Source organism: Kushneria phyllosphaerae (assembly GCF_900312995.1).
GTDB lineage: Bacteria > Pseudomonadota > Gammaproteobacteria > Pseudomonadales > Halomonadaceae > Kushneria > Kushneria phyllosphaerae.
This window is the reverse complement of the sequence record NZ_ONZI01000002.1, coordinates 707,803-734,088: the sequence shown is the minus strand read 5'-3', so window position 1 is coordinate 734,088 and position 26,286 is coordinate 707,803. Positions and strand designations below refer to the sequence as shown.

The window sequence follows — 26,286 nt, the reverse complement described above, 5'->3', positions numbered from 1 at the left end:
GGTCAGACCCCGGTGCACGGCAGCCGAATCGCCCGGGCTACGCCTATGGTTTCTGACCGATGTGGCGAAGCCGCTGTCCCGCCATCAGCGCCTGCTCAATCTTCTCGAGGGCCACGCCTTTAGTCTCCGGGACCAGCAGCAATGTAACCGCAATGAAGGCAAAGTTGAGCGCGGCATAGAGCCAGAAGGTGATTGCATTGCCCAGCACATTGATCAGGGTCAAAAAGGTCGCCCCAATGATCATGTTGGCGACCCAGTTGGTGACCGTGGAGCAGGCCACGCCGAAGTCACGGCCCTTGAGCGGCTGAATTTCGGAGCACAGGATCCAGACCATCGGTGCCGCCGACATGGCGTAACTGACCACAAAGGTCCCCAGAATTCCCAGCGCCAGGTACTGGGTCAGTGCGCCTTCAAGACCGTATTCAAACAGTCCGCCCAGTGCCAGCATGCAAAACCCCATGATGGTAAAGCCGGTATAAAGCAGCGGCTTGCGCCCGACGCGGTCGACCAGACCTACGGCGATCAGGGTCGCTAGCGTCATGACAAGACCGATCACGACCGTTCCCCAGAGCTGTTCGCTGGCGCTGTCAAAGCCGGCCATTTCCAGAATGCGCGGCGCGTAATACAAAATGACGTTGGCGCCGGTGAACTGCTGCATGAACTGCAGCGTGACGCCCAGCCCGGTAGAACGACGGAAGTTGGGGTTGCGCTTGAAAAGCTTCCAGCCGGCGTCCCCTACCTTGAGGTTTTCTCGAATGCGGATCATCTCTTCGTCAACGCCTTGGCCGTCATTACCGCGCAGGCGCATCAGGACGCTGCGGGCTTCATCAAAGCGCCCGCTGCTTGCCAGCCAGCGCGGGCTGCGTGGCAAAAAGAACATGCCAAGCAGTAATAGCACCCCCGGGATGGCGATAATGCCCAGCATGCCGCGCCAGTTCCCCGTATAGCTGAACAGGGTATTGGTCAGGTAGGCGAGCAGAATGCCGCCCATGATCATCAGCTGATAAAAGGAAATCAGTCGGCCTCGAATGTGCTCGGGGGCGATCTCGGAAAGATAGATGGGCGCAACATATGAGGAGATCCCTACGGCTACGCCCAGCACAAGCCGTGCCACGATCAGCATCTCGGGCGAAACGGCCAGCGCCGAGAGCAGCGCCCCGGCCACAAAGACCACGCCGCTGACGGTCAGCGTGAGCTTGCGTCCCATTCTGCGCGACAGGGTGCCGCTGACGCAGGCGCCCATGGCCGCCCCCAGCATCATGACGCTGACAATGATCTCCTGCTGGCGGTCACCGACGCCAAAATCATGTTCGATAAAGGGCAGGGCGCCGGAGATGACGCCGATATCCATGCCAAAGAGCAGACCCGCCAGCGCCGCAACGCCGCCGATCATGTAAACGGTCGACATCGAAGGGCGCGCGATACGGCCCCCCGGCTCACTCGATGTCGCAGTCGTGGATGATTTCATGAAATACCCCGAAGGATGGTACTGCGTGCATGACAGACACAGGATCAACAACAGGGTTTGTATGTTGGACATTTATCGGAAATGCTCAACATAGACTTTGGCCGCTTCGACCTTGGTCCAGGATCTTGATTGACGCTGAAGAACGAAGGGCTTGCGAGGTCATTTTTGAGGCACGGAACTGCCGTGGCGCAACCATGGTCTGAAAAACAGATCATGTTCCCGGGAAGGGACTTAACCGGTGGAGGGCACGGTCATGGGCAGGTGCAGCGGCACCGGGGCAGGGGTGATATCGACGTTCAGCGCCCGCGCGGTGTCTTCCAGCACCGCAATCGCGGCGTGATAGGCCTCATCGGGCTGGCGCATGCGAATGGCGTCCATGAGCCGATGATGGCTTTGAAGGCTATGGCTCGGGTCGAGCGTGCGAGTGTTGCTGTGTGACACCAGCAAATGAATCGATGGGCGCAGCACATGGGAGAGCTGGGACCAGACGATGTTGTGCGTGGCGTAATAGATGGCGACGTGAAAGGAGACGTCGCAGTGGTCGTGCTGCGTGGTGTCCTCATCAAGATGGTGATGGCGCATGTCCTCGAAGGCTTCCTCGATGGCGACCAGGTCCCGGGCGGTGGCGCTATTGGCTGCCATCATCGCCACCCACGGCTCGACCGTCAGGCGAAAGCTCAGAATCTCGCGCTGGATCTCCAGATGTGGTCCGGCAAAGCGGGTGATCCAGTCCGTCACGGCAGGATCAAGAATGTGCCACTGTGAAAACTCGCGCACACGAGAGCCATAGCCGGAAATACGCTCGATGATGCCGCCACTGACCAGCGCGCCCAGATGGCGCCGCACCACGTTGCGGCTCAGTCCAAAATGCCGACAGATCTCCAGCTCCTTGGGAATGAAATCGCCTGGCTGATAACGCCCGTCAAGAATTTCCTTGATCAACTGATCGGCCACATGGTGTGCATCTGGGGAGGCGGTATCGTTCATGCGAGTCTCTGTGGCGGCAGCGTCATGGTGGAACATATCACAGTCCGGGCACCTGCCCCGATACGCCAGTGCCGCATCGGGACAGGCGTCGCTCAGGCGCTATCGCGGACGGTGTTCCGGTAGCGATGGCCGGGTAGCCCGGGCGTCTCCACACGGGTGGAAAAGAGCGAGCCGGCATCGGGATACTGGTTCAAGGTGGCCTGATCCAGCCCCTGGCGAGCGCAGGTGACATACAGCGTGCGCAGATCACTGTCCCCAAAGGCCACCTTGGTGGGGTTGGGCGCCAGCAACGGCAGGGTTTCCACCACGTTGCCATGATCATCAAAATGCACCACGACACCGCCACCGTACATGGCGATCCAGTAGTGGCCGGCCTCGTCGATGGCAGCACCGTCCGGTGAACCCGGCAGCGCCAGCGCGCGGGTGTCGGCAAACAGTTCCGGCTCGCCCAGCTTGCCCTGCTCGATATCCAGCGGATAGCGATAAATCCTGTGCGTTGGCGTGTCGCTGAAGTAGAGCCAGCGGTTGTCGGGGCTGATGGCGATGCCGTTGGAAATGGTCACCTTCTCGAAATGCGAGGTCAGCTCATTCTGATAGCTGAAAAAGGCACCGGTGGGATGGGCTTCTTCGGCATTTTTGGTGCCAAACCACAGCCGGCCATGAGCATCGCAGTGGCTGTCATTGCACCAGCTGATGTCCGGGTTCTGAGGGCCTTCGACCAGGTGGTGCTGTTTTTGCCCCTGATCGTCCAGACGCCACAGGCCCGAACGGAAAGCGGCCAGATAGCCGCCCTGATCGTCGGGCACGGCGTAGGCCAGCGGCTCATCAAAGCGCCGGATGTGATGCTGATTGTTTTCAGGGTCGAGCTGATGAAGCTCCCCGCTCAGGATATCGACCCAGTGAAGGCGCTGCTGATCGACATCCCAGTGCGGGCCTTCCCCCAGCGCCATGGTCAGTGTCAGGTGCGGTTCCAGCATGTTCCCTCCGTGGTATTCGTGTTGGGTGTTGTTAATCGATGAGCGCCATGGCCCATGACGGAGCTTACGGCGTCTCAAGCCCTGTCAGCTGAAGGCGTGCGCTCAGTTTGCCATCGCGAAAATAGTCCGTCTGCACGAGCAGGCCCGGATAGCGTGACGTGAAATAAAAGTGCATGCGCCGGTCGGGCTTGTCCTCATCCCATGCCTCCACGTGGCGTGTCTGCCAGTGCCCCTGGGGCACGGACATTTCCGGATCATCGATGACCCGCCAGGCCATGTCACGCTGGCGCGCCTTGTGATCCAGGTAGGCAAAGGTACATGGCGTTGTCTGGCGACCGCGACACGAGGGGGCATTAAACGCCTGCCGGCTGAGGGCAAACAGCGCTGCCTGACGGTCGGGCAGGGAGGCGAGCTGCTGATCATCAAGACGATAGGTGTCACCAAAGCCGAACAGGCGGTAACGGCTGTAAAAGCTCCAGGGCGCCACGTCGGTGTCATTGCGAAGGCGAAAGCGGCTGTATTCATAGCCGGTCGCGATCTTGACCGAGGCATGCATGGTGGTACGCCAGCCCTCCTTGTCACGCTCGAGCTGATGAGTCATGTCGGCGTTGGGCCAGCCATCGATCACGAGATGATAGTGGGCCTTGAAGGGCTGAATCTCTCCGGCCTGAAGCGAGGTGGACACCATCAGGGCGGTCAGCACCAGAATAAGGCGAAACATGGCGTCTCCTGTCAGTAGGGCGCAAGGCACATGAGATTTGGCCTGTACCCTGATAGCCCGTGGCGGGATCAATAGCCCGTGGCGGGATCAACGGTATCAATGGGTTCCCCGCGCGTCAGGGCCACAATATCGGCGGCGAACTGCCGGGCGCCCTCGCTCACATCCGTGGGGGCGGCGATATGCGGGGTAATGATGACCCGCGAATCCTGCCAGAGAGGATGTTGTGTCGGCAGGGGCTCCTCCGGAAACACGTCCAGCAGGGCGCCGCGCAGATGGCCGTTTTCGATGAGCGTGAGCAGGGCGTCCGGGTCCAGCGTCGTACCGCGCCCGGCATTGATGACCACCGCGCCTTTTGGCAGTTGCCCGAGACGCTGCTCGTTGAGCAGCCCTCGCGTCTCCGGAGTATCCGGCAGCAGGCTGACGAGCACCTGTGAAGTCTTCAAAAGGGCGGTCAGCCCGTCATTGCCATGATGCGTGCCGATGCCGTCCACCTGTTTGGCCGACCGGCTCCAGCCCTGTACCTCGAACCCCTGAGCGCGGATGCGACGGGCGCAGGCCTGTCCGAGCGTTCCCAGCCCCACGATGCCTACGCGCCATGCGCTGCGGTCGGCCAGGGGCTGCTCCTGCCACTGGTGATCGATCTGCTGGCGGCGGTAGCGATCCATGTCACGATAGAAGTGCAGGATGCCATAGAGCGCATAGTCGGCCATCAGTGCGCCCATGCCGGCATCACGCAGACGAACAATGGGCACCCTCGGCAGGTCGGGCAGGCTTAACAGGGCGTCGACGCCGGCGCCGGCGTTGAAAATCGCCTTCAGCGATGATTGCTGGCAGGCCAGCAGAGACGCCGGCGGCTTCCAGACCACCAGAATGTCGGCCGGGCACTCACCGGCCTCCTGCGTGGTCACAATCTCGATGTCGGGCAGGACCGGGCACAATTCACGTGTCAGCGCTTCCTGCCAGCGTCGTGCCTCGGGAGCATGAATCAGTATGCGCATGGTGTTTCCCCTTGAGCGTGCCCACCAGCCTCGGTTGGCATCCATCCATTAAAGCCAGCCGCGATGCTTGAAGTACAAAAAGGGCGTCAGACCCGAGATGAACATGACAAAAATGGCAAACGGATAGCCCAGCGGCCAGTGCAGTTCCGGCATGACATCAAAGTTCATGCCGTAAATGCTGGCGATCATGGTGGGGGGAAGGAACATGACCGAGGCGATCGAGAAGATCTTGATGATCTGGTTTTGCTGGATGTTGATAAAGCCCTGGGTCGTGTCCATCAAAAAGTTGACCTTGTCGGACAGGAACGTGTTGTGCGACATCAGGGCATCAACGTCCTGAAGCACCTCACGGGCCTGCTCCTGAAGCTCGGTATGGCGGCGCAGGTGGCGCAGCAGAAAGTGCAGCGAGCGCTGGGTATCCATCAGGCACAGTCGGATCTTGCCGACGCTGTCCTCGACCTTGGCCAGACGGTCGATGGCGTCTTCGAGATCCGAGTCCTCGACTTCGAGCACCTGATGGCTGACCTGCTCAAGATCGCGGTGCATGTCCTCGACGCTGTCGGCCAGGTTTTCCACCTTCTGCTCGAAAATGGTCACCATCAGCTCGTGAGGCGAGCCGGCCTCGATCTGGCCACGACGGGCCCGCAGGCGCAACAGCCTGAAATCTGCCAGGTCCTCTTCGCGCAAGCTTAAAAGCCGCTGTGGCTGAAGAATGAAGGCAACCGTGGTGTTCTGGTGCTTGCCTTCATTGCGGGTCAGAAACAGGGAGTGAACGTGGAGGCCATCGGCGTCTGAAAAGTAGCGTGCCGAAGACTCGATCTCTTCAACATCGGTACTGCCGGGCAGCTCTTCGGCCAAAAAGGGGGCCAGGGCCTGACGCTCACTGTCGCTCGGTTCCTGCGCATCAATCCAGGTCGCCTGCGCCAGACGCGTCTCAAGCTCGTCGTCGGCCAGTTCGTGAATGGTCTGCTGCGCAAGGCTGTAGGTCCTGATCATGATGGCATTCCAACGCGATATAAATGGTCCTCATGATCCCAGAGCGCAGCAGTATTGCCAAAGACTTTAGCGCCACCGGCCCCGTGGCGTGTTGGTACGCAGCCTCATGTGCCTACGCCGACAGGGCAGGCGAGGCTGCATCAATCATTGTGCAGTTATGGCTGGCATTGATATCCACCAACAGGACGGCGAGTGTTTCCAGACACAGTACCGACATGATTTTTTTGCCTGCTCCCGTGCCCACCACGATCAATCGCTTGCACTGTTCGATGGGTGGGGTGCCGCTCTCCTGTTCGCCGCGCCAGCGAATGATCAGACTGTCTGCCGGGGCATCGAGATACTCGATATGACGGGCATTATCGATCATGAAGCCCACTCGGTACTCACCGCAATCCACAATCAGGACGTCCGTGGCGGGCGTATCATGAGGGGTATTCAGAAGTTCACGCAGATCGACCAGGGAAATCGCCTGTCCGCGGTGGGCCATCGTACCTGTCCAGCCCTCATCGATACTGGCACTGGGTGTGAAGCTGTCAGGCATGGCAATTACTTCACTGAGCTGCTCCAGCGGAGTGACAAACTGCCCAAAGGCATCAAAGTGGACAAAGGCAAAACGACGATAGGGGACCTGGGTCGGTGGACTCGAGGTGCCCGAAGTTTCCGGGGTTTTTCGGGCGATATACATTGCTGCCAGCGTCAGAACATCAGCCTCACCTGCAAATCGTGCGGCATCCACCAGCAGTGACTCGCCCAGCTGCGGATGGTGGATCATCCCGGCAATCGCAGCCTCGGGGTTGTCATGGGCTTCGGCAAGCGCCATGACGTCATGAGCGCCATAGGTCATCATCCGAATCACTTGATCCACGCAAAGGGCCAGCGGCTGTTCACGGGCAGTGATCACCACCATTAGCCGGCCTTCCGGGCGTCGTATGTCTTCATGCCCTGCCAGTACCAGAGGATCAAAGACCGGCATCGTCTGTCGTCGCAGTGCCGTGGTGCCCATAAAACCGGGTATGTCCATGACCGGTGCTGACAGGGTGCCCAGAGGTTGAATCTCGCGGACCATGGCGGCCGGCAGGCTTAGTCGAATACCACCGCAGTCAATCAGCAGGGCGCGTTCGGTGCCTATCCTTTGATCGGCATCCTTTCTGGCGCGCGCGTCCTGCTCGACATCGTGAAGCGATGCACGCGCCAGTATCATTCCGGGAAGAGCAAACAGGGCATCAAGATCCAGCACATACACCAGCCTGTCGCCATCGGTAAAGGCGGCCGGCGTCAGGGGCGGTGCCTCTGATGAAGCGCTGCCCAGCGTCTGTAGATGCTCGGACGAGACATGGGCAATACCGTGGACCGTGTCTACACGCAGGCCGAAATACCCCTCCTGCCAGCGCACGATCGCGATCTGATCGGCGCTCTCGCGTGGGCCTTCGCTATCATCCAGCTGCAAGAGCCTGCCCAGATCGATCACCGGGATCAGTTCATCGCGCAGCCGGAACGCTCCGAGAGCGAAGGCTGGTGCCATGGGCGCCGGCGTCAATGCATGAGGCAGTGCGACCACTTCGCGAATGGCATCGGTAGACAAGGCCACGTTGCTCTGACCAATGCCCAGCACCCCGAAAGATTCCGGTGACATTGTTTGTGTCCGGGACATGATCAGTGGCCCCGGGCGTCGGTAGAAGGCGTGCGCTCGGCGTGCGCCGTGGCGGCATTGAGACGTTGAATGGCCTGCGCGACGTGACCGGCATTGTCGAGCTGCGCCCTGGTTGTCCGAGTAATCTCGTCCACGGCACTGCCGGTTTTGTCGATGCCATCGACAATCTTGTCAAAGGAGGTTCGAGCATCACGGGATACGATATTGCCTTCCTCGATCCGACGCGTGGATTCGCCCAGCAGACGGTTGATCTGGCGGGTGGCATCAGATGACTTTTCGGCCAGTTTCCTGACCTCGTCTGCCACCACTGAAAAGCCCAGTCCGTGTTCGCCGGCGCGGGCCGCTTCAATGGCGGCATTGAAGGCCAGCAGGTTGGTCTGATTGGCGATCTCTCCGATCACCTTGACGATGGCATCAACATCCTCGGAGGCCTTGCGAATGGCGTCCATGACCTCGACCGAACGCGCTAGCGTATTGCTGCCGTGGCGGGCCTCTTCCTGAGTGGTATGAGCCAGTTGCTGGGTCAGCTGGGCATTTTCGGCAATGGCGTTGATGGAGGTGTTCAGATCAATGATGCTGCTGCCCATTGAGGCTGCCTGATCCCTGATGCTCTCCTCAAGAATGACCTGTTCGGTAATGTCGGTGGCAAACTTGATGATCTTGTAGACATGGCCGCTGGCATTAAAAATCGGGTTGTAGGAGCCCTGTATCCAGACGCGGCGGCCAAACTTGCCTTCACGACAGAAGCGGCCACTGACATATTCACCGTTGCCGAGCTTTTGCCAGAAGTCACGATAGTCGGTACTCAAGACATAGTCATTGTCACAGAACATGCGGTGATGCTGACCTCGCACCTCGTCCAGGGCGTAGCCCATGGTGTGGAGGAAGTTCTGGTTGGCCGCAAGGATGTTGCCCCTCAGGTCGAACTCGATGACGGCCTGAGCACGGTCGATGGCCTTGAGGCGGCCCTCGAGTTCGGCGGCCTCACTTTTTTTGGCAGTGATGTCGGTGGCAAACTTGACCACCTTGAACGGACGGCCATCCATGTCCATTATCGGGTTATAGGTGGCCTGCAGCCACACTTCCCGCCCGTCGCGGCCCAGGCGGCGGAATTCACCGCTCATGGGTTTGCCGCGATTGAGCTCATCCCAGAAATGGCGATAGTCATCGCTGCTGACCTGGGCCGGGTCACAGAACATCCGGTGATGCTGGCCGCGAATGTCGTCAAGGCGGTAGCCGATGGCACTGAGGAAGTTCGCATTGGCATCGAGCACATGGCCTTCAAGGTCAAACTCGATGACCGCCTGGGCGCGGCTAATGGCGTTGACCTTGCCTTCAAACTCGGCGTTGGCCAGCTTGCGGCTGGTAATGTCGGTTGCGAACTTGACCACCTTGTAGGGGCGTCCCAGCGCATCCAGGATCGGGTTATAGGTCGCCTGCAACCAGATCTCGCTGCCATCCTTGCGAAAGCGCTTGTATTCACCGTGAGAAAACTCGCCCTGTGCCAGCTCCTTCCAGAAACTGCGGTATTGCGAAGTCTGAACGTAGGCCTCTTCACAGAACATACGGTGATGCTCACCGATGATCTCGCTTGAGCGGTAGCCCATGGTGGCCAGGAAGTTGTCATTGGCAGACAGGATATTGCCCTGCAGATCGAACTCGATCACGGCCTGGGCACGATTGATCGCTTCGACCTTGCCTTCGAACTCGGCATCACGCTGCTTCTGAGCGGTAATGTCGGAGGCAAACTTGATCACTCGTACGGGCTTGCCGGTGTCATCAAAAATGGGGTTATAGGTCGCCTGCAGCCAGATCTCCCGGCCGCCGTTACCAAAGCGGCGATACTCGCCGGCGTCGAACTCACCACGCCCGAGCTTTTGCCAGAAGGCGCGATAAGCCGGAGAAGCCGTTTCTTCCGGATCACAAAAGATGCGGTGATGCTTGCCCCTGATTTCCTCGAGGCTATAGCCCACCACGTTCAGAAAGTTTTCGTTGGCATCGACAATGTTGCCTTCCGGCGTGAATTCGATGACGGCCTGGGCGCGGTCAATGGCGCTTCGAAGATAATCTTCCAGGGTGGCAGCGCTGCTGGTGATATCGCTCATGTGACGGCAATCCTTCATGGAGGCGTCCTGATAATCCGCAGCTCAGGGCGTCATGGAAACAGGCGCAACGATCCGTGCGCATCTTGAGCGCCATATCGACATCTTCATGAATGGTCTTTAATTCAAATTAAATATCGGCTTGCACTGTTTTTTTGCATGGAGGTCAATCAGTGCCTGCATGGATCCTCTTTTGACAGGCGGGGCGGGTCTGGAAAGATTTTGACCCGAATGGCCGAGCAGGGGCAGACTGACTAAAGGGCCGGGTCGCTGCGTGGCAGGCGTCGACTTTCTGCACCATGCTTGTTTTCGGGACGTCGTTGAATACAACAAATGCCTGGTCTCCAAGCCGGGAAAAGCGAGCGCCAATGACCGACATTGCATTTCCCTTTACACGCCAGGAGTACGCTCAGCGTTTGAGCCGGGTAAGAGCGGCGATGGCGCGTGCGGAGCTGGATCTCCTGATCATTTATGACCCCTCCAACATGGCGTGGCTGACCGGCTATGACGGCTGGTCGTTCTATGTTCATCAGTGCGTTTTGATCAGTCTCGATCAGGACCCGGTCTGGTACGGCCGCCGCCAGGACAGCAATGGGGCGATACGTACCTGCTGGATGAATCCCGACACTCATGTGACCTCGTACCCGGACTACTACGTACAAAATCCCGACATGCACCCCATGGACTATTTGTCGCAGTCGATCCTGCCTCACTGGCAGTGGCACCGGGGGCGCATCGGGGTCGAGATGGACAACTACTATTTCTCGGCAAAAGCCTATACCAGCCTGCTGGCGAACCTGCCCGAGGCGACGCTGGTAGATGCCAATGGCCTGGTCAACTGGTGCCGGGCGATCAAGTCGCCCACCGAGATCGAGTACATGCGTGTGGCTGGTCGCATCGTGGATGAAATGCATGGCCGCATTCTGGACATGGTCGAGCCCGGACTGCCCAAGAGCCGGCTGGTGGCCGAAATCTATCGGGCTGGGGTTGAAGGCGTGGAGGGGCATGGCGGGGACTATCCTGCCATCGTGCCCCTGTTGCCGACCGGCAAGGATGCTGCCGCCCCGCACCTGACCTGGGACGATGCGCCGTTCAAGCAGGGCGAGGGCACCTTTTTCGAGATTGCCGGGGTCTACAAGCGCTATCACGCGCCGCTGTCGCGCACGGTCTTTCTCGGGCGCCCGCCGCGGGATTTCCTGCGTGGTGAGTCAGCGCTGCTGGAGGGCATCGAAAACGGCCTTGCGGTCGCCAAACCCGGCAACCGCTGCTGTGATCTGGCCATGGCGCTGGGCACGGCGATGGACAAGTGGGGCTTTGACCGGGGGGGCGCCCGCTGCGGTTATCCCATTGGCCTGAGCTACCCGCCCGACTGGGGCGAGCGCACCATGAGCCTGCGCCCCAGTGATGAAACCGTACTGGAACCCGGCATGACCTTTCATTTCATGCCGGGCATGTGGATGGACGACTGGGGGCTTGAGATCACCGAGTCGATTCTGATCACCGAGACCGGGGTGGAAACCTTCAGCAATTTCCCTCGGCAGCTTTTCGTTAAATAGCGCACCAGTGCCGGTGCCCGGTTGAAAGGCACTGACCGTTGCGCACGACCAGGGAGTATCACTGTCCATGCGTCCAAGTCCGATTTCCGCCACTGTTGATTTCGATGCCGATGGCGTTCAGCACGGCTTTCTAAAGCTGCCGGTCTCTCATGATGAGTCTGCCTGGGGGGCGGTCATGATCCCGATCACCGTAGTCAAAAACGGCGAAGGGCCCACGGCGCTTCTGACCGGGGGTAACCACGGCGATGAGTACGAAGGCATTACGGCGCTTTTGAAGCTGGCTCGCCGGCTGACGGTCGATGAAGTCCAGGGCCGCGTGATCATTGTGCCGATGATGAATCAGCCGGCGGCTCAGGCCGGACGACGCACGTCGCCGATGGATCGCGGCAACCTCAATCGCAGCTTTCCGGGTGACCCCGATGGTGGGCCAACGAAGCAGATTGCCGATTACTTCACCCGCGTGCTGGTGCCGATGTGTGATTACGCACTGGATCTTCACTCCGGCGGGCGCACGCTGGATATCCTGCCCTTTGCCGCGGCCCATCGCCTTGATGATCTGGCCCTTGAGCGCCAGAGCCTCAAGGGGGCCATCGACTTTGGTGCCTCGACCGCCATCATGATGTATGAGCTGGACGCGGCAGCGCTTTATGACACGGTGGTGGAAAACCAGGGCAAGGTACTGGTCACGACCGAACTGGGCGGTGGCGGAACGTCAACGCCTGCCAGTATCGAGATCAGCGAACGCGGCGTGCGCAATTTTCTGATTTTTGCCGGGATTACCCAAGGCGACATTCAGCGGCCGGCACGTCAGCAGTATGTCGAAATGCCGGATGCCTCCTGCTACGTGCAAAGCGAGCATTCAGGGCTTCTGGAGATGACCTGCGCTTTGGGTGGAGTCGTGCGCGAAGGGGAAGTGGTCGCCCGTATATGGGGCATCACGCGGACCGGCGCCGAGCCAGTGGAATATCGCGCCAGCCGCGATGGCCTGATCCTGGCACGACGCTTTCCGGCCCGCGTCGAGATGGGCGATACCCTCGTGGTCATTGGAGAAATGGTCACCTCGCTTGAGCGTTGATGGCCACGACGGTCGCGATCAAAAGGACGGATAGCGGCCGTTGATCGATTGCCGGCGCCTCGTGTTCCGCCCTGCTCCAATGTGAGTATCTGATGAAACTCGACCAATACGATTTACGCATTCTCGATATCCTGTCCCGGGATGGGCGCATTACCAAGTCGCGGCTGGCCGAGGCCATCAATCTGTCGGTGAGCCCCTGCTGGGAGCGGGTCAGGCGGCTGGAGCGTGCCGGCATCATCGAGGGCTATAGTGCTCGTATCAGTGATCGGGTCAGGGTGGCGCTGACCTCGGTATGGATGCAGATCGAGCTGGAAAGCCACGGTGTGGCCGTGTCCGATCGGTTTGAACGCGTCATGCGAGAGACGCCCCAGGTCAGTGAATGTGTGGCCGTAGGGGGCGGGGTGGACTATCTGGTACTGATCGAGGCCGAAAGCATTGATCAGTACCAGCGCCTGATTGATGGCTGGCTGATGGAGGATCTCGCCATCCGGCGCTACTTCACCTATATCGTGACCAAGTCCATCAAAAAGGCATCATCCCCGCTGATCCGGCTCAAGGCCGACAATGCAAATTGAGCGCGACGACGCTTTCGCGTAAACTGATCTCCCATCCTGGTCTGCCTTTCTGGTTGACCTCCGCTCAGCATTAACAGGTTCCCCATGACGACGCGATATATTTTCGTGACCGGTGGCGTTGTGTCTTCTCTTGGTAAAGGCATCGCTGCAGCTTCTCTGGCCGCTATTCTGGAAGCCCGTGGCCTGAAGGTCACGATTCTCAAGCTCGACCCCTATATCAACGTCGATCCGGGCACCATGAGCCCCTTTCAGCATGGTGAGGTGTTTGTCACCGAAGATGGTGCCGAGACCGACCTTGACCTGGGGCACTACGAGCGCTTTATCCGCTCGCGCATGACCCAGGCCAACAACTTCACCACCGGGCGTGTCTATGAGCACGTGCTGCGCAAGGAGCGCCGCGGTGATTATCTGGGCGGTACCGTTCAGGTCATTCCGCACATTACCGATGAGATCAAGCGCCGCGTGAAGGCCGGCGCTGAAGGCTATGACGTGGCCATGGTCGAAATCGGTGGCACCGTGGGCGATATCGAATCGCTGCCGTTTCTGGAAGCCATTCGTCAGCTGCGCAGTGAAGTCGGCTCCAGCCACGCCCTGTTCATGCACCTGACGCTGGTGCCCTACATCAAGACGGCCGGCGAGACCAAGACCAAGCCGACTCAGCACAGTGTCAAGGAGCTGCGCTCCATCGGCATCCAGCCCGACATCCTGCTGTGTCGCAGCGAAGTCGAGCTTGAAGCCAGCGAGCGTCGCAAGATTGCGCTGTTCACCAACGTGGACGAGCGCGCCGTCATTCCGTTGCAGGATGCCGATACCATCTATCGCATTCCGCTGATGCTGCACGATCACGAGCTTGACGACATTGTCTGCGACAAGCTGCGTCTTGATCCGCCGGCGGCAGACCTGAGCGAATGGGTCAGGGTGCTCGATGCCAAGCTCAACCCGCTCAAGACCATCAACATTGCAATGGTCGGCAAGTACATGGAGCTGCTGGACGCCTACAAGTCGCTCAATGAATCATTGATGCATGCCGGTATTCAGACCCGCGTGAAGGTCAATATCGACTACATCGACTCCGAAACCATCGAGCGCGAAGGCGTTGAGCGTCTTGAAGGCAAGGATGCGATCCTGGTGCCGGGCGGATTCGGTTCGCGTGGCGTGGAAGGCAAGATCGCCACGGCCCGCTATGCGCGCGAACACGGCATTCCCTATCTGGGCATCTGCCTGGGCATGCAGGTGGCGGTCATTGAGTTTGCCCGTCATGTGGCCGGCTGGCGCGACGCCAATTCCACCGAATTCACGCACGATACCCGCCACCCCGTGGTCGGTCTGATCACCGAATGGATTACGCCGGAAGGGCGGATCGAAACCCGCGATGAATCGTCCGATCTGGGCGGCACCATGCGTCTGGGTGGCCAGAGCTGCGTGCTGAAGGAAGGCTCGAAGGCGCGTGACATCTATGGCAGCGACACCATCGTTGAGCGTCATCGCCATCGCTATGAGATCAACGACCAGTTCGTGGCCGATCTGGAAGCCGCCGGCATGGTGTTCTCCGGACGCAGTGTGGATCAGTCGCTGGTCGAAATGGTCGAGCTGCCGGATCACCCCTGGTATGTGGCCTGTCAGTTCCATCCCGAGTTCACTTCGACCCCGCGCGATGGGCATCCGCTGTTCACCGGCTTTGTCAATGCAGCGCTGACGCATCGCGCGGCGCGCACTCACAAGGCCGGCACGCGCGACCAGCAGGAGCGTGACGATGACAGGCACTGAGACGACCGTTCAGAAAACCATTGCCATCGGTGAGGTTACGACCGGCAATCAGCAGCCGCTGACGCTTTTTGGTGGCATGAACGTGCTTGAATCACGGGACATGGCCATTGAAGTGGCCGATGCCTGGGTAGAAGCCACCAAAGCGCTGGGCATCCCCTACGTGTTCAAGGCCAGCTTTGACAAGGCCAACCGCAGCTCGATCCACTCCTATCGTGGGCCGGGGCTTGATAAGGGGCTGGCGATTCTCGAGGAGATCAAAAGCCGCTTCAACGTGCCGGTGCTGACCGACGTTCATGAGCCGGGCCAGGCGCGTGCCGTGGCCGATGTCTGCGACGTGATCCAGCTGCCGGCCTTTCTGGCGCGCCAGACGGACCTAGTGGTGGCCATGGCGCACACCAGTGCCGTGATCAACATTAAAAAGCCGCAGTTCATTGCCCCGCACGAGATGCGCCACATCATCACCAAGTTTGAGGAGGCTGGTAACGACCGGCTGATTCTGTGTGAGCGCGGCGCAAGCTTTGGCTACAACAACCTGGTGGTCGACATGCTCGGTTTTGGCGAGATGAAAAAAACCGGCTATCCGGTCTTTTTCGATGTCACCCACTCGCTGCAGCAGCCTGGCGGGCGTTCCGACAGCGCCGGCGGGCGTCGCCAGCAGGTCGTCGAGCTGGCCAGGGCAGGCATTGCGACCGGCATTGCCGGGCTTTTTGTCGAGGCCCATCCGGACCCGGAAAATGCGCGCTGTGATGGCCCCTGCGCGCTGCCGCTGGATCGTCTGACGCCCTTTCTGGAGCAGATCAAAATGCTCGATGGGGTGGTCAAGCATTTCGTTCCCATCGATATACGCTAGTCTCAAAACGCCGGTCATCGTGACCGGCGTTTTTTTTGGTCGGGCCATTGGGTCGGCAAGGGTTTTGACTTTAGTCTAGCAGTGGGCGTGCGTACGCTGGCATGGCAGGCAAACAGATCGCTTTCTATGCTTTTATGGTGCGTTCATTCAAGTCCGGCGCGTAGAGTACGGGCCGGAAGTTTAACCAGTGAGGATGCTTTAGATGGCCGAGATTGTTGATATTCATGGACTCGAAGTGCTCGATTCGCGCGGTAACCCCACCGTCATGGCCACGGTCACACTGGCCGGTGGTATTCGCGAGCAGGCCTATGCGCCGTCCGGTGCGTCCACCGGCTCGCGTGAAGCGCTGGAGCTGCGCGATGGCGACAAGTCACGCTATCTGGGCAAGGGTGTCAAAAAGGCCGTGGAAGCCGTCAATACGGTGATTCGTGAGTGTCTCAAGGGCATGGATGCCAGCGACCAGCGCGCGCTGGACCAGGCCATGCTGGAGCTGGATGGCACCGACAACAAGGGCAATCTGGGCGCCAACGCCATTCTCGCCGTCTCGCTGGCAGCGGCGCGTGCTGCGGCTGTCGAGAAGGGCATGCCGCTTTATGCCCACATCGCCGAGCTTTATGGCACGCCCGGTCAGTTCAGCATGCCGTTGCCGATGATGAACATCATGAATGGCGGTGAGCACGCAGATAACAACATCGATATTCAGGAGTTCATGGTTCAGCCGGTGGGCGCCAAGAGCTTTGCTGAAGGTCTGCGCATGGGCGCTGAAATTTTCCATGCCCTCAAAAAGGTGCTTTCCGCTCGCGGGCAGTCCACCGCCGTGGGAGATGAGGGCGGTTTTGCTCCGAACCTGGAATCCAACGCGGATGCGCTGGGCGCCATCAAGCAGGCCGTCAGCGATGCTGGTTATCAGCTTGGCACCGATGTCACGCTGGCGCTGGACTGCGCCGCATCCGAGTTTTACAAGGACGGTCAGTACACGCTCTCCGGTGAAAACAAGAGCTTCACCAGTGAAGGCTTTGCCGACTACCTGGCAGACCTGGTCGATCAGTATCCGATCGTCTCCATTGAGGACGGTTTGGACGAATCCGACTGGGACGGCTGGAAGGCGCTGACCGACAAGCTGGGGGATCGCATACAGCTGGTCGGTGATGATCTGTTCGTGACCAACACGCGTATTTTCCGTGAAGGGATCGACAAGGGCATCGGTAACTCGATTCTGATCAAGTTCAACCAGATCGGGTCGCTGACCGAAACTCTGGATGCGATCAAGATGGCGCGTGATGCCGGCTATACGGCGGTCATCTCTCACCGCAGTGGTGAAACCGAAGATACCACCATCGCGGATCTGGCCGTCGGTACCTGTGCCGGACAGATCAAGACCGGCTCGCTGTCGCGCAGTGATCGTGTTGCCAAGTACAACCGTTTGCTGGTCATCGAAGATCAGCTCGCCGGCAAGGCGCCCTACAAGGGGCTCGCCGAAGTAAAGGGTCAGGGCTGATTCTGCCAGCTTTTGATCACTAAATTTAATCCGACTACCTCGCGTAGTCGGATTTTTTATGGTCCTGCTCTATATTCGACGAATCCTGTACGATTATCTTGACCCGGCAGGGGTGCAGAATCCAACATGAGTCCATCGTAGGCGGTCCGGTACCGGGCCTGAAATTACCTTCCTTTTCTAAATATTTGATTTGTCTGGTTTTTCCAATTCAGGAAAAAACATGATGATCGCTATTTTCCCGATAAGCTCTTTTTTAAAAACTTCTTTAACGATCAGAAAATCTGATCGTGACTTCAGCTGACGGTGCCATGGATGGCGTCGCTCGGATCACCGGACACCACATGGATTTATGGCGCGCAGAGTATCGGATGGATTCGATTTCTCCGCATGGACGACGCCAATGGATAAAGAGCCAATGGACTGGCTCAAGGATGCAGGATGCAAGGGCGGCCCTATCGGGCCGCCTTTTTTGTGCGCGCCCTTCAAGCGCAACAAAAGGGCAGTGCCTTTGGAGCAGCAGGCGGTAGAAAAGCGGACGTACGAGAAGGTGGGGAGGGGAAAGCGGGTCAGGACACCAGTGCCCTGACAAGCGCTTTAGCGCACCAGCTTGTCGATCTTGCCGGGCACGCCGTTCCATTCATCGGCATCCGCCGGTGGATCGGCGCGTTCACTAATATTGGGCCACTGCTCGGCCAGGTCGGCGTTGATCTCGATAAACTTTTCCTGACCTTCAGGCAGCTCGTCTTCCGAAAAGATGGCCTCGGCCGGGCACTCCGGTTCGCACAGGGCACAGTCGATACATTCATCGGGATGAATGACCAGAAAGTTGGGGCCTTCGTAGAAGCAGTCGACCGGGCAGACTTCCACGCAGTCCATGTATTTGCATTGAATGCAGTTCTCGGTGACGACAAAGGTCATGTCACGAACTCCAGGGTAGCAGGCGGTCACTGCCCATGCCGGGACAGGCAGTGTTGAAAAGGGGTGTGGGGCGGCCCACGAAAGGGGGCTTATTCTAGAAGGCCCGCCCGCCCGGGGACAAGCCGCTTGTGAGCAAAGCCGCCGCTCCGTTCGGGCGGTAACCGCCGTTAGCGTATTTTATCGCGCCATTGGTACAGCCACTCCTGAGCCTCTCGCGGTGACAGGGCATCCAGATCAAGCTTTTCAAGCGCCTCGACCAGCGGGTGCGGCGGGCTGGCAAAAAGGTCATTCTGCTGCGGCGGTGTCGTGTCCTGCATCGAGGACTGTAGCGGCGATGCAGGGCGCTCCAGTTCCTGGGCTTCCAGCATCATGAGCTTTTCACGTGCTCGGGCAATGACGGCGCGGGGAACCCCCGCAAGCTGCGCCACCTGTAGCCCGTAGCTCTGGCTGGCAGGGCCTGGCTCCACCCGGTGCATGAAAACGATGCCCTCGTTGTGCTCGGTGGCATTGAGGTGCACGTTGGCCACGCCCTCGGCCTGTTCGGGCAGGCTGGTCATCTCGAAGTAGTGCGTGGCGAACAGTGTAAAGGCGCGCGTGCCGGTCAGATGCTCGGCGGCAGCCCAGGCCAGCGACAGGCCGTCAAAGGTGCTGGTACCGCGGCCGATCTCATCCATCAGCACCAGGCTGTGGTCGGTCGCGTTATGGAGAATGCTGGCGGTCTCGGTCATTTCGACCATGAAGGTCGAGCGCCCGCCCGCCAGGTCATCCGAGGAACCGATACGGGTAAAGATGCGATCGATCGGGCCGATTTCGGCGCTGCCGGCCGGCACGAAGCAACCGGTATGCGCCAACAGGGCGATCAGCGCGTTCTGACGCATGAAGGTCGATTTACCGCCCATGTTCGGGCCGGTAATGATCAGCATGCGGGTGTCGTCATCAAAATGCAGATCGTTGGGGACAAAGGGGTGGTTCGAAACGTGCTCCACCACCGGATGACGCCCGTCCCGGATGGTCATGCCGGGGGCCTCGCGCAGTACCGGGCGCACCAGTGACAGGCTCTGCGCCCGCTCGGCAAAGGCGTGCAGCACATCCAGGGTCGCCAGCGCCCGGGCCGTCTGGGTCAGTGCCCCCAGTTCTGCGTTGAGCGACTCGAGCAAACCTTCATAGAGCAGTTTTTCACGCGCCAGCGCACGGGTGCGTGCCGAGAGCGCCTTGTCCTCGAAGGTCTTGAGCTCGGGGATGATGAAGCGCTCGGCATTCTTGAGCGTCTGGCGGCGGATATAGTCAGCGGGGACTTCCCGTGCCTGAGCACGCGGGATCTCGATGTAATAGCCATGCACCCGGTTGTAGCCGACCTTGAGTCCGGCAAGACCGGTTCGCTCGCGCTCACGCGTTTCCAGCTGGATCAGGTAGTCACCGGCGTTTTCCTGCAGTGCCCTGAACTCGTCGAGTTCTTCGTCAAAACCCTCGCGAAGGACACCGCCATCGCGGATCACGACAGGTGGGCTGTCGATCAGCGCCCGGGTCAGCGTATCGGCAAGCTCGGGGTAGGGCACGATATGGCGGGACAGATCATCCAGCACGCTGCCACGCGAAATGACGTCCAGCCGCTCGGCCAGCGTGGGCAGGGCATTGAGGGCATCGCGCAGCCTTGCAAGGTCGCGCGGACGGGCACTGAGCAGGGCCACGCGCGCCAGAATACGTTCGATGTCCCCGATGCCGCGCAGAATATCGTTGAAAAATTCAACGTGAGCCTCTTCGCCCAGCAGCATGACCCCCTGCTGGCGTGCGGCAATCTGGTCATGATCCCGGAGCGGGCGATTGAGCCAGCGTCGCAGCAGCCGCGCGCCCATGGGGGTGGCAGTGGTGTCCAGCACCGAGGCCAGCGTATTGTCCTGCCCGCCGGCCATGTTCTGGTCGATTTCCAGATTGCGTCGACTGGCCGCATCAATCACGACCGACTCGTCACGATTTTCAACGCCAATGGCGGTGATATGCGGCAGCGCGGTGCGCTGGGTATCGCGCACGTAGTCGATCAGGACACCGGCCGCCGTCAGCGCCCGGGTCATATGGTCGCAGCCAAATCCCGACAGATTCTGGACCTGTAGCTGATCACAGAGCAGGCGCCGCGCCGTGTCGAGATCAAAATGCCAGTCGCTCTGGCGGCGCAGACCGGCGCGACCATCAAGCCGTTCGGGCAGGCGCAGGCTTTCCATGACCAGAAGCTCGGCAGGATCAAGCCGGTGCAGCTCGGCGAGCATGTCGCCTTCTCCCTCGACTTCCAGCACGCTGAAGCGCCCGCTGGAAAGCTCGAGCCAGGCCAGTCCCCAGTGGTCGTTGTTGCCATGCAGGGCCGCCACCAGATTGTCGCGGCGCTCATCGAGCAGCGCTTCATCATGCAGGGTGCCGGGCGTGACAATACGCACGACCCGGCGCTCGACCGGGCCCTTGGCGGTGGCGGGGTCACCGATCTGCTCACAGATGGCGACCGACTCGCCCATGCGCACCAGACGCGCCAGATAGCCTTCGGCGCTGTGGTAGGGCACACCGGCCATGGGAATGGGGGCGCCGTTGGAGGTGCCGCGTGCGGTCAGCGTGATATCCAGCAGTGACGCCGCTCGTTTGGCATCGTCATGAAAGAGTTCATAGAAATCTCCCATGCGGTAAAAGAGCAGCACGTCGGGGTGCTCGCGCTTGATACGAAAATACTGCGCCATCATCGGCGTCGGTTGGGACTCGGTCTTGCCTGCCACGTGAAATTGACCCTGTCCAATGACATGTGAGGTGAAAGGGCGTGAGATTATCATGATCCGCTCCCTTGCCTGTATTGCTATAGTGCAGACAGTGGATGTCTCTCTTTTGCAGAGGGAATGATGGCGGGCAGGTCATGTCCCTTTCGAGGGGCAATCGAGTACCATGGATCTATCTGAATGGGATGTAACGGGCAGGAATCGTCATGGCAACAGCATCAGGCATACAGGAGCTGGCCAGCCGGCTGTGCATGCTCTGTCAGCAGCAGCGTGTGGTGCTGACCACCGCCGAATCCTGTACCGGTGGCGGCGTGGCGCGCGCCATTACCGATATCGCCGGCAGTTCGGCATGTTTTGAAACCGGCTATATCACCTATGCCAACAGTGCCAAGCAGCGACTGCTGGGGGTGTCTTCGGTGTCGCTGGAACTTTTCGGCGCGGTCAGCGAAACCGTGGTGCATGAAATGGTGCGCGGTGCCTGTCGTGACAGCGGCGCGGACCTGGGCGTGGCGATCAGCGGCGTGGCGGGCCCCGGAGGCGGTACGCCTGACAAGCCGGTCGGTACCGTGTGGCTGGCCTGGGGCAATGCTACCCAAAGCCAGGCTCAATGTTATCGCCTTAACGGCGAGCGCCTTGATGTACGTCGTGAAGCGGTCGCCCTGGCCCTCAAGGGCCTTATCGAGCGGTTGCAGGAGCGCCCCTTTGACTAATGCCGCCCTGTATTGAACCGAGCGTCATGGTCGTATGATGAAATAAGTCACCAAAAGGATGTGACAGATCATTTTTTTGGTTTAAAATACTGGATAAGCATACAGCTTAATGGCGTATCAGCGTCAGGCTGACCCGACAGGAGGGCCAACATGGCACAGGATGACAATCGCTCCAAGGCGCTTAACGCAGCGCTGTCCCAGATTGAACGTCAGTTCGGCAAGGGTGCGGTCATGCGCATGGGCGACACGCCCCGCGTGGCCCTTCCCGCCGTCTCGACCGGTTCGCTGGGGCTTGATATTGCCCTTGGCATCGGCGGGCTGCCCTATGGGCGTATCGTCGAGATTTTCGGGCCCGAGGCTTCGGGCAAGACCACCATCACCCTGTCAGTGATTGCTCAGGCGCAGAAGCAGGGCAAGACCTGTGCGTTTATCGATGCCGAGCACGCACTCGACCCCGCCTATGCCGAGAAGCTGGGCGTCAATCTCGATGACATGCTGGTCTCGCAGCCCGATACCGGTGAGCAGGCACTCGAGATCTGCGACATGCTGGTCCGCTCTGGCGGTGTGGATGTCATCGTGGTCGACTCGGTCGCTGCACTGACACCGCGTGCCGAGATTGAAGGCGAAATGGGCGATTCTCACGTTGGCCTTCAGGCGCGTCTTATGTCTCAGGCGCTGCGCAAGGTGACCGGACACATCAAGAATGCCAACTGCATGGTGATGTTCGTCAACCAGATCCGCATGAAAATCGGTGTCATGTTCGGTAACCCCGAAACGACCACCGGCGGTAACGCGCTCAAGTTCTACTCAAGCGTGCGTCTGGACATTCGCCGTACCGGTTCGGTCAAGCAGGGCGATGAAGCCGTGGGCAATGAAACCCGCGTCAAGGTCGTCAAGAACAAGGTGGCCCCGCCGTTTCGTCAGGCCGAGTTCCAGATCATGTACGGCAAGGGCATTTACCATGCCGGTGAAGTGGTTGACCTTGGCGTTCAGTGCAGCCTGGTCAACAAGGCTGGCGCCTGGTACAGCTACAAGGGCAACAAGATCGGGCAGGGCAAGGCCAATGCTGCCCAGTATCTTGAAGACAACCCGGCGGTGATGCAGGAGATCGAGGACGCGATCCGCGGTCAGCTGCTGGCGACGCCGAAATCGAAGGAAGAAGAAAAGGCGGAAGAGGCAGAAGCACCAGCAGATGCTGATGCCAACGGCGAAGAGCTTCTGTAGGTCGCTACTTTCTGACGATAGTATTCAGCTGACTGTGGTATCTAAAGGGGCACGCTCATGGAGCGTGCCCCTTTTCGATTTAATGGACATGAAACGCAGAGGGCAGTGATGTCACAAAAAACGCCTTATGAAGAGGCCATCGCGCTGCTGGCCCGGCGCGAATACACCCGCAGTGAGCTCGAGGAACGTCTTCTGCGTCATGAGCATGCTCCAGATGAGGTCAATGCGCTGCTGGATCGTCTTGCTGAAGATGATTTTCAGTCCGATGCCCGTTTTGTTGAGCATTTTGTTCGCTCACGCATCGCGCGCCTGCAGGGGCCGCGCAAGATCAGCGCAGAACTGGGCGGGCGGGGCATTGAGCGCGACATGATTGCTCAGGCGCTGGAAGACAGCGATGCCGACTGGACGTCACTGGCCGCCGAGGCGCTCAGGCGACGCTTTGAGGGCCCCGGAGAGGACATGAAGGCCCGGGCAAAACGCCAGCGCTTTCTGGCATCGCGTGGGTTTGACGGTCAGCAATGCAACAATGCCATGCGGCTGGCCTGGCCTTCATGACCCTTCGACTTCGCAGTCACGCCCGGCATGAGGCAAAATGGAGCACATGAGGACTGTCGCACCACAAGGCGACATACTGATACATTAAGCCGCCAAAATTCGTCTTGCCGTGAGCCTGCCCCTGTCGCATGCCTACAGGCGAGACCGGAAGACCATGAGGGTCACCCCTCGAGGCGCATGTTGACGACAGGCGACGGTTGCCATGCACCCTTCGCTTGATGCATCGCTCGTTGCCTCATTCAAATGACCTGACCCATTGTTTACGGGAAGCCCATGAAAAGCGCCGACATACGACAAGCATTTCTGAATTTTTTTGAACAGCACGGCCACACCCAGGTGCCTTCCAGCTCGCTGGTACCGGACAACGACCCCACGCTGCTTTTCACCAATGCCGGTATGGTGCCTTTCAAGGATGTCTTTCTGGGGCGTGACCCCAGGCCCTATGTGCGTGCCACGTCGGCGCAGCGCTGCGTGCGTGCCGGCGGCAAGCACAACGACCTGGACAACGTCGGGTATACCGCGCGCCATCACACCCTGTTCGAAATGCTGGGCAACTTCAGTTTTGGCGACTACTTCAAGCGCGAGGCCATCCATTACGCCTGGCAGTTTCTGACCGTCAATCTGGGCCTTTCTGCCGAGAAACTCTGGGTCACGGTGCATGTCAGTGACGATGAGGCCGCCGATATCTGGCTCAACGACGTGGGTGTCAGCGCCGAGCGCTTCTCGCGCCTGGATGAAGACAACTTCTGGCAGATGGGAGAAACCGGACCCTGCGGCCCATGTTCGGAAATCTTTTTCGACCATGGACCGGACGTCTTTGGTGGCCCTCCGGGAAGCCCCGATGAAGATGGCGATCGCTACATCGAGATCTGGAACCTGGTCTTCATGCAGTATGACCGTGATGCTCAGGGCAACATGACGCCACTGCCCAGTCCTTCCATCGACACCGGCATGGGGCTTGAGCGTATCGCCGCGGTCATGCAGGGCGTCCATTCCAACTACGAGATCGACCTTTTCAAGCGCCTGCTGGCGTCTGCTGCCGACATTGCCGGCCAAAACGATATTCATCAGCCATCACTGCGCGTCATTGCCGACCACATCCGCTCGTGCGCCTTTTTGATCGTGGATGGCGTCATGCCCTCCAATGAAGGCCGTGGCTATGTGCTGCGCCGTATCATCCGCCGCGCCGTTCGTCACGGTCACAAGCTGGGCGTGCGTGAACCCTTTTTCCACCGTCTGGTGGCAGCGCTGGATGAAGAGATGGGTGAGGCCTATCCCGAGCTGCGCGCACGTCGGGAGCAGATCGAAAGGGTGCTGCTCAAGGAAGAAGAGCAGTTTGCCCGCACGCTGGACCATGGCATGCGCCTGCTTGATGAGGCGCTGGCCGATCTCGAGTCCAACGAGCTGAATGGCGAGACCATCTTCAAGCTGTATGACACCTACGGCTTTCCCTACGACCTGACCGCCGATATTGCTCGCGAGCGTGACATTGTCCTTGATGAAGCCGGCTTTCAGCGCGAGCTCGAAGCACAGCGCGAGCGTGCCCGCGCGGCCAGTCAGTTCGGAGCGCGCATCGAGGCCGATATCGATCTTGATGGTGCCACCGAGTTTGTCGGGCGCGAGCGTCTGGCCTCGGGAGCACAGGTGCTGACCCTGCTTGATAACGACGGCCGGCAGGTCGATCAGCTCGAAGCCTGCCAGAGTGGCGCCGTCGTACTGGACGAGACACCGTTCTACGCCGAGTCCGGGGGACAGATCGGCGATCGCGGTACCCTGACGCTGCCGGGCGCCGTGTTCAACGTGCGCGACACGCAAAAGCGTGGCCAGCACTTTGTGCATCTGGGCGAGGTCAGTGAAGGCGTCCTGCCCGCGCAGGCCAGAGTCGAGGCCCGTGTCGAGGTGCCGACCCGTCACGCCATCATGCGCAATCACTCGGCCACGCACCTGCTGCATGAAGCCCTGCGTCGCGTACTGGGCACCCATGTGCAGCAGAAGGGCTCACAGGTGGGCGATGAGCGGCTACGCTTTGACTTCAGCCATAACGAGGCCATGACACCTGATGAGCTCGAGCGCGTCGAGGCCATGGTCAATGAGCAGGTCATGGCCAATACACCGGTGACCACACAGCTGATGACACTGGATGAGGCGCGCAAGCTGGGTGCTCAGGCCTTGTTTGAGGCCAAGTATGGCGAGAGCGTGCGCGTGCTGACCATGGGCAGCGATGACTTCTCCATCGAGCTCTGTGGCGGTACTCACGTGATGCGTACCGGCGATATCGGACCGTTCCGGGTGGTCAGCGAGACCGGCGTTGCGGCAGGCGTACGTCGAATCGAGGCCATCTCCGGCCATGCGACGCTGCGCTGGTTCTGCGACCAGCAGGCGCTGGTATCGCGCCTGGCCGACCAGGTGCGTGCACGGCCCGATCAGCTTGAATCACGGGTCAGCACGCTTTTGGAACGCAATCGTGAGCTCGAACGCGAACTTGAGCGCAATCGGGCCAAACTGGCCAGTCAGGCGGGCAATGACCTGCTGGACGCGGCAGAAGAGATCGGCGGTGTGCGCGTTCTGATTCGTCAGCTTGAAGGCGTGGGCGCGAAGGAGCTTCGTGGTGTTATGGATCAAATGAAAAACCGGCTCGGTTCCGGTGTGATCGTTCTGGCCGTCGCCAGCGATGACAAGGTGAATCTGATCGCCGGCGTCACGAAGGATCTGGTGGATCGACTCAGCGCCGGCAGTCTCGTCAGTGCCATCGCCCCGATGGTAGGCGGGCGTGGTGGCGGTCGTGCCGACATGGCCCAGGCCGGCGGCAGCGACGTCAGCGGCGTGGATAATGCCCTGCAGGCAGCGCGTCAGTGGGTTTCCGAAACACTTGAAGGGTGACGGTTCAATACACCAACCAAAGGGACAT

Annotated in this window: 20 protein-coding genes; 10 read left to right on the top strand and 10 right to left on the bottom strand. The window is 59.9% G+C overall.

Going from position 1 to position 26,286, the window contains the following annotated elements:
- Nucleotides 1–43 precede the first annotated feature (43 nt).
- From KSP9073_RS09245 to KSP9073_RS09210, 8 genes are all read right to left on the bottom strand, one after another.
- On the bottom strand, nucleotides 44–1,468 hold the full coding sequence (locus KSP9073_RS09245) for a sugar porter family MFS transporter (protein WP_108842660.1): 1,425 nt from the start codon (nucleotides 1,466–1,468) through the stop codon (nucleotides 44–46).
- Nucleotides 1,469–1,699: 231 nt separating this feature from the next.
- On the bottom strand, nucleotides 1,700–2,455 hold the full coding sequence (locus tag KSP9073_RS09240; RefSeq protein WP_108842659.1) for a FadR/GntR family transcriptional regulator: 756 nt from the start codon (nucleotides 2,453–2,455) through the stop codon (nucleotides 1,700–1,702).
- 92 nt (nucleotides 2,456–2,547) lie between these two features.
- Nucleotides 2,548–3,432: an SMP-30/gluconolactonase/LRE family protein gene (locus tag KSP9073_RS09235; RefSeq protein ID WP_108842658.1), complete on the bottom strand. Its 885-nt coding sequence runs from the start codon at nucleotides 3,430–3,432 to the stop codon at nucleotides 2,548–2,550.
- Between the two features lie 64 nt (nucleotides 3,433–3,496).
- Nucleotides 3,497–4,153: a hypothetical protein gene (locus KSP9073_RS09230; protein WP_108842657.1), complete on the bottom strand. Its 657-nt coding sequence runs from the start codon at nucleotides 4,151–4,153 to the stop codon at nucleotides 3,497–3,499.
- A 68-nt stretch (nucleotides 4,154–4,221) separates the two neighbouring features.
- On the bottom strand, nucleotides 4,222–5,151 hold the full coding sequence (locus KSP9073_RS09225) for a 2-hydroxyacid dehydrogenase (RefSeq protein ID WP_108842656.1): 930 nt from the start codon (nucleotides 5,149–5,151) through the stop codon (nucleotides 4,222–4,224).
- A gap of 48 nt (nucleotides 5,152–5,199) precedes the next feature.
- Nucleotides 5,200–6,147, bottom strand: a complete 948-nt coding sequence (gene corA, locus KSP9073_RS09220) for a magnesium/cobalt transporter CorA (RefSeq protein WP_108842655.1) — start codon at nucleotides 6,145–6,147, stop codon at nucleotides 5,200–5,202.
- A gap of 112 nt (nucleotides 6,148–6,259) precedes the next feature.
- Nucleotides 6,260–7,780: a chemotaxis protein CheW gene (locus KSP9073_RS09215; RefSeq protein WP_165814214.1), complete on the bottom strand. Its 1,521-nt coding sequence runs from the start codon at nucleotides 7,778–7,780 to the stop codon at nucleotides 6,260–6,262.
- A gap of 20 nt (nucleotides 7,781–7,800) precedes the next feature.
- Entirely contained in the window at nucleotides 7,801–9,903 is a 2,103-nt protein-coding gene (locus tag KSP9073_RS09210; RefSeq protein WP_243409172.1) for a methyl-accepting chemotaxis protein, read from the bottom strand.
- Nucleotides 9,904–10,268: 365 nt separating this feature from the next.
- Here KSP9073_RS09210 and doeA point away from each other — a divergent pair, with 365 nt between their 5' ends.
- From doeA to eno, 6 genes are all read left to right on the top strand, one after another.
- The gene (doeA, locus tag KSP9073_RS09205; RefSeq protein WP_108842652.1) at nucleotides 10,269–11,456 is read left to right on the top strand and encodes an ectoine hydrolase DoeA; all 1,188 of its coding nucleotides are present in this window, start codon (nucleotides 10,269–10,271) and stop codon (nucleotides 11,454–11,456) included.
- A gap of 67 nt (nucleotides 11,457–11,523) precedes the next feature.
- Nucleotides 11,524–12,531 carry a N(2)-acetyl-L-2,4-diaminobutanoate deacetylase DoeB gene (doeB, locus tag KSP9073_RS09200; protein ID WP_108842651.1) on the top strand — a complete coding sequence of 336 codons (1,008 nt, stop codon included), beginning with the start codon at nucleotides 11,524–11,526 and terminating at the stop codon, nucleotides 12,529–12,531.
- A 92-nt stretch (nucleotides 12,532–12,623) separates the two neighbouring features.
- On the top strand, nucleotides 12,624–13,106 hold the full coding sequence (locus KSP9073_RS09195; RefSeq protein ID WP_108842650.1) for an Lrp/AsnC family transcriptional regulator: 483 nt from the start codon (nucleotides 12,624–12,626) through the stop codon (nucleotides 13,104–13,106).
- 84 nt (nucleotides 13,107–13,190) lie between these two features.
- A complete protein-coding gene (gene pyrG / locus KSP9073_RS09190; protein ID WP_108842649.1) occupies nucleotides 13,191–14,873 on the top strand; it encodes a CTP synthase in 1,683 nt (560 codons plus the stop codon).
- The gene (kdsA, locus tag KSP9073_RS09185; protein WP_108842648.1) at nucleotides 14,860–15,723 is read left to right on the top strand and encodes a 3-deoxy-8-phosphooctulonate synthase; all 864 of its coding nucleotides are present in this window, start codon (nucleotides 14,860–14,862) and stop codon (nucleotides 15,721–15,723) included. Before pyrG ends, kdsA begins: the two co-directional genes overlap by 14 nt.
- A 202-nt stretch (nucleotides 15,724–15,925) precedes the next feature.
- Nucleotides 15,926–17,221: a phosphopyruvate hydratase gene (gene eno / locus KSP9073_RS09180; RefSeq protein ID WP_108842647.1), complete on the top strand. Its 1,296-nt coding sequence runs from the start codon at nucleotides 15,926–15,928 to the stop codon at nucleotides 17,219–17,221.
- Nucleotides 17,222–17,815: 594 nt separating this feature from the next.
- Here eno and fdxA read toward each other — a convergent pair.
- Together fdxA and mutS are read right to left on the bottom strand one after the other, a co-directional pair.
- Complete coding sequence (gene fdxA / locus KSP9073_RS09170; protein ID WP_108842645.1) at nucleotides 17,816–18,139, bottom strand: ferredoxin FdxA; 324 nt, start codon at nucleotides 18,137–18,139, stop codon at nucleotides 17,816–17,818.
- A gap of 167 nt (nucleotides 18,140–18,306) precedes the next feature.
- On the bottom strand, nucleotides 18,307–20,859 hold the full coding sequence (gene mutS / locus KSP9073_RS09165) for a DNA mismatch repair protein MutS (protein ID WP_108842822.1): 2,553 nt from the start codon (nucleotides 20,857–20,859) through the stop codon (nucleotides 18,307–18,309).
- A gap of 236 nt (nucleotides 20,860–21,095) precedes the next feature.
- Here mutS and KSP9073_RS09160 point away from each other — a divergent pair, with 236 nt between their 5' ends.
- The 4 genes from KSP9073_RS09160 (at nucleotide 21,096) to alaS (ending at nucleotide 26,258) form a co-directional block, all read left to right on the top strand.
- Complete coding sequence (locus tag KSP9073_RS09160; protein ID WP_108842644.1) at nucleotides 21,096–21,599, top strand: CinA family protein; 504 nt, start codon at nucleotides 21,096–21,098, stop codon at nucleotides 21,597–21,599.
- A 150-nt stretch (nucleotides 21,600–21,749) separates the two neighbouring features.
- On the top strand, nucleotides 21,750–22,823 hold the full coding sequence (recA, locus tag KSP9073_RS09155) for a recombinase RecA (protein WP_108842643.1): 1,074 nt from the start codon (nucleotides 21,750–21,752) through the stop codon (nucleotides 22,821–22,823).
- A gap of 108 nt (nucleotides 22,824–22,931) precedes the next feature.
- Entirely contained in the window at nucleotides 22,932–23,378 is a 447-nt protein-coding gene (locus tag KSP9073_RS09150) for a regulatory protein RecX (protein WP_108842642.1), read from the top strand.
- A 273-nt stretch (nucleotides 23,379–23,651) separates the two neighbouring features.
- Complete coding sequence (gene alaS / locus KSP9073_RS09145; protein ID WP_108842641.1) at nucleotides 23,652–26,258, top strand: alanine--tRNA ligase; 2,607 nt, start codon at nucleotides 23,652–23,654, stop codon at nucleotides 26,256–26,258.
- Nucleotides 26,259–26,286 lie beyond the last annotated feature (28 nt).

Excerpts from the sequence above, each read along its gene's own strand:
- KSP9073_RS09245 (WP_108842660.1), bottom strand. The coding sequence starts at position 1,468 with ATGAAATCATCCACGACTGCGACATCGAGTGAGCCGGGGGGCCGTATC.
- KSP9073_RS09240 (WP_108842659.1), bottom strand. The coding sequence starts at position 2,455 with ATGAACGATACCGCCTCCCCAGATGCACACCATGTGGCCGATCAGTTG.
- KSP9073_RS09235 (WP_108842658.1), bottom strand. The coding sequence starts at position 3,432 with ATGCTGGAACCGCACCTGACACTGACCATGGCGCTGGGGGAAGGCCCG.
- KSP9073_RS09230 (WP_108842657.1), bottom strand. The coding sequence starts at position 4,153 with ATGTTTCGCCTTATTCTGGTGCTGACCGCCCTGATGGTGTCCACCTCG.
- KSP9073_RS09225 (WP_108842656.1), bottom strand. The coding sequence starts at position 5,151 with ATGCGCATACTGATTCATGCTCCCGAGGCACGACGCTGGCAGGAAGCG.
- corA (WP_108842655.1), bottom strand. The coding sequence starts at position 6,147 with ATGATCAGGACCTACAGCCTTGCGCAGCAGACCATTCACGAACTGGCC.
- KSP9073_RS09215 (WP_165814214.1), bottom strand. The coding sequence starts at position 7,780 with ATGTCACCGGAATCTTTCGGGGTGCTGGGCATTGGTCAGAGCAACGTG.
- KSP9073_RS09210 (WP_243409172.1), bottom strand. The coding sequence starts at position 9,903 with ATGAGCGATATCACCAGCAGCGCTGCCACCCTGGAAGATTATCTTCGA.
- doeA (WP_108842652.1), top strand. The coding sequence starts at position 10,269 with ATGACCGACATTGCATTTCCCTTTACACGCCAGGAGTACGCTCAGCGT.
- doeB (WP_108842651.1), top strand. The coding sequence starts at position 11,524 with ATGCGTCCAAGTCCGATTTCCGCCACTGTTGATTTCGATGCCGATGGC.
- KSP9073_RS09195 (WP_108842650.1), top strand. The coding sequence starts at position 12,624 with ATGAAACTCGACCAATACGATTTACGCATTCTCGATATCCTGTCCCGG.
- pyrG (WP_108842649.1), top strand. The coding sequence starts at position 13,191 with ATGACGACGCGATATATTTTCGTGACCGGTGGCGTTGTGTCTTCTCTT.
- kdsA (WP_108842648.1), top strand. The coding sequence starts at position 14,860 with ATGACAGGCACTGAGACGACCGTTCAGAAAACCATTGCCATCGGTGAG.
- eno (WP_108842647.1), top strand. The coding sequence starts at position 15,926 with ATGGCCGAGATTGTTGATATTCATGGACTCGAAGTGCTCGATTCGCGC.
- fdxA (WP_108842645.1), bottom strand. The coding sequence starts at position 18,139 with ATGACCTTTGTCGTCACCGAGAACTGCATTCAATGCAAATACATGGAC.
- mutS (WP_108842822.1), bottom strand. The coding sequence starts at position 20,859 with ATGATGGCGCAGTATTTTCGTATCAAGCGCGAGCACCCCGACGTGCTG.
- KSP9073_RS09160 (WP_108842644.1), top strand. The coding sequence starts at position 21,096 with ATGGCAACAGCATCAGGCATACAGGAGCTGGCCAGCCGGCTGTGCATG.
- recA (WP_108842643.1), top strand. The coding sequence starts at position 21,750 with ATGGCACAGGATGACAATCGCTCCAAGGCGCTTAACGCAGCGCTGTCC.
- KSP9073_RS09150 (WP_108842642.1), top strand. The coding sequence starts at position 22,932 with ATGTCACAAAAAACGCCTTATGAAGAGGCCATCGCGCTGCTGGCCCGG.
- alaS (WP_108842641.1), top strand. The coding sequence starts at position 23,652 with ATGAAAAGCGCCGACATACGACAAGCATTTCTGAATTTTTTTGAACAG.